1 protein-coding gene and 1 pseudogene are annotated in these 2,781 nt (G+C 45.7%); one reads left to right on the top strand and one right to left on the bottom strand.

Annotation, left to right across the window (positions count from 1 at the left end):
• A pseudogene (locus ABW391_RS18275) lies at positions 1-347 on the bottom strand (AraC family transcriptional regulator); the annotation flags it as partial.
• Positions 348-532: 185 nt separating this feature from the next.
• On the opposite strand from ABW391_RS18275, the gene ABW391_RS18270 reads away from it, so the two are divergent.
• Positions 533-2,680, top strand: coding sequence for a prolyl oligopeptidase family serine peptidase (locus ABW391_RS18270; RefSeq protein ID WP_353483347.1), 2,148 nt, complete (start codon positions 533-535; stop codon positions 2,678-2,680).
• The last annotated feature ends 101 nt before the right edge of the window (positions 2,681-2,781 follow it).

The raw sequence follows: 2,781 nt of genomic DNA, 5'->3' as shown, positions 1-2,781 counted from the left end.
CCTTTTACCTCCGAAAACATATTAGATAGATAAGTATAATCGTAGCCCAACTTTTCGCTAAGGTATTCTGAATAATTCGTATTGGGAAGTTCATCGGCGTAATGCACCATTTCGATGATTACGTTTTTGATTTTATCAATCAGGATGGCTCTTTTATCGTCCAATAGCTCCAGCCCCGAACGGAGTAGGTTGACGCTGAGTTGCTCCCGCTGAGCAGGAGTCATTTCTCCAGAAATTTCAACCATCCCCAAATCAACAGAAACCATATTCAGGCCAAGGTTTTGTAGCTCGTCCCTCACCACCATTTTGCAGCGCAAACTGACCATGTACTTGATGTATAGTTTCACATTGTGGTCTGTTTTGCTCGGCTTTATTCACAAATATAAGCGGATTAATTCACTGATCAAAGGGTAGTTTGGGCGAGCCAAAGGTTTTATTTGATCTGCTAAAAGGATTTTGCATTTTTGAATACCCAAAAAATACTATTTTCGAAGCGCATCAGAACCAAATTTCTCAAAAAATCACCTCGACAATGAAACCTATTTCCATCCTGGCCATTTTATTACTGGCGCTGAGTGCTTGCGGTACCAAAAAATCAGAACCTTCTATGGAAGAAAAAATCAAAGTAAGTTACCCAACGACCGATACGGTTGCGCATTTTGACGATTATCATGGCAACAAAGTAGCAGATCCCTACCGTTGGCTGGAGGCGGATACTGCCGAAAACGTAAAAAAATGGGTCAAATCCCAAAACGCGGTGACGACCGAATACCTCGAAAAAATTCCTTACCGCAAAGCCATCGCTGACCGCTACACGGAGCTGTACAATTTCCCTAAGATGGGTTCCCCATTCCGGGTAGGTGAAAATTATTTTTTTTCCAAAAACGATGGCCTGCAAAACCAGGCCGTGATCTACATCCAAAAAGGATTGACTGGTGCACCAGAAGTGTTCATCGATCCCAATCAACTCTCCAAAAATGGCACGATCACCGTTGGGCTGATCGGCGAAGATCCGGGCAACAAGTACATGGCCATTGCCCGCAACCAGGCGGGATCAGATTGGCAGGAGATTCGGGTAGTGGATATTGCCACCAAAAAAGAACTGCCCGACGTACTCAAATGGGTGAAATTTTCAGGTGCTTCCTGGTACAAAAACGGCTTTTTTTACAGCCGCTACCCCGAACCCGAAAAAGGCCAGGAACTCTCCGGCAACAACCAATTTCATTCCGTTTATTACCACAAATTGGGGGAAGATCAATCCCAAGACAAGCTCATTTACGAAGACCGCAAAAATCCCAACATCTACCACAACGCTGGCGTGACTGAGGATTACAAATACCTGGTACTCTATGCCGCTCCGGGTACAGATGGTTTTGCGACTTACATCAAAGACCTGGAGAAAGATGGCCCTTTTCAAGCACTGTTTCCGGGGTATGGCAACAAAAGCAGCGTCATTCAGCACCTGGGCAATGGACACTTTTTGGCCCAAACCGATATAGATGCGCCCAATTACCGGGTGATCGAAATTGACGCCGCGAAACCGGAGCAAAAAAACTGGAAAGAAATCATCCCCGAGTCTGAAAACCTGTTGCAGAGTGTGAGTACGGTTGGCAAAAAACTGTTTGCCGATTACTTGCAGAATGCCACTACTCGCTACTATCAAATGGATTACGATGGGAAAAACAAGAAAGAAATCAAACTCCCAGGGGTAGGTTCCGCTGGCGGTTTTTATGGCAAGGAAGAAGATGGGATCACCTTTTACTCCTTTACCTCCTTTATCTACCCCAACGTGATTTTCAAATACGATCTGAAGTCGGGTAATTCAGAGCAGTTTTTTAAAACACCCCTGAAGTTCAACCCTGAAGATTACGAAGAAAAGCAGGTTTTTTACCCCAGCAAAGATGGCTCCAAAGTGTCTATGTTTTTGGTACACAAAAAGGGCCTGAAACTGGATGGCAAAAATCCCTGTTTCTTGTACGGATACGGTGGTTTCAACGTCAGTTTGAGCCCCTATTTCAGTACTTCCAATTTGATTTTGTTGGAAAACGGAGGTGTATACGCCATGCCCAACCTGCGGGGTGGTGGAGAATACGGCGAAAAATGGCACCAGGCGGGGATGTTGCTCAACAAGCAAAACGTGTTTGACGATTTCATTGCTGCTGGCGAATACCTGATCAAAGAGGGCTACACTTCCAAAGAAAAACTGGCCATTGCCGGAGGCTCCAACGGCGGCCTATTGGTAGGTGCTGCGATGACCCAACGCCCCGATTTGTTTGCCGTAGCTTTCCCGGCAGTAGGGGTGATGGACATGTTGCGCTACCATAAATTCACCGTGGGCAAAGGTTGGATTCCTGAATATGGCTCAGCCGATGATCCGAAATACTTCGAATACCTGAAGTCTTATTCTCCGCTGCACAACCTCAAGCCTGGAGTAGTCTACCCCGCTACCATGATCACCACCGCTGATCACGACGACCGGGTAGTGCCTGCGCACTCATTCAAGTTTGCCGCACAATTGCAAAAAAGCCATGTGGGTGACAACCCAGTGCTGATTCGCATTGAAACCGATGCAGGTCACGGCGCAGGAAAACCTACTTCGAAAATCATTGAAGAACAGGCAGATATGTGGTCGTTCTTTTTTTACAACACGAAATCGCCCGTGAAGTATTTTAAGAATTAGGGTCAACAAAAAAATAACTGAAAACTTGGAATCCAAAATTACGCTTATGCACAAGACCATCATCGCCGCAAAATCCGACAACGATGTCATTGGAAACCAGC

It is taken from the genome of Haliscomenobacter sp., assembly GCF_040403615.1.
In the GTDB taxonomy this organism is placed as follows: domain Bacteria; phylum Bacteroidota; class Bacteroidia; order Chitinophagales; family Saprospiraceae; genus Haliscomenobacter.
The sequence above is the reverse complement of the archived record's forward strand: the minus strand, read 5'-3'. Positions and strand labels throughout refer to the sequence as shown.

Bases quoted from the DNA above. Each gene is read 5' to 3' on its own strand.
- ABW391_RS18270 (WP_353483347.1), top strand. From the start codon at position 533: ATGAAACCTATTTCCATCCTGGCCATTTTATTACTGGCGCTGAGTGCT.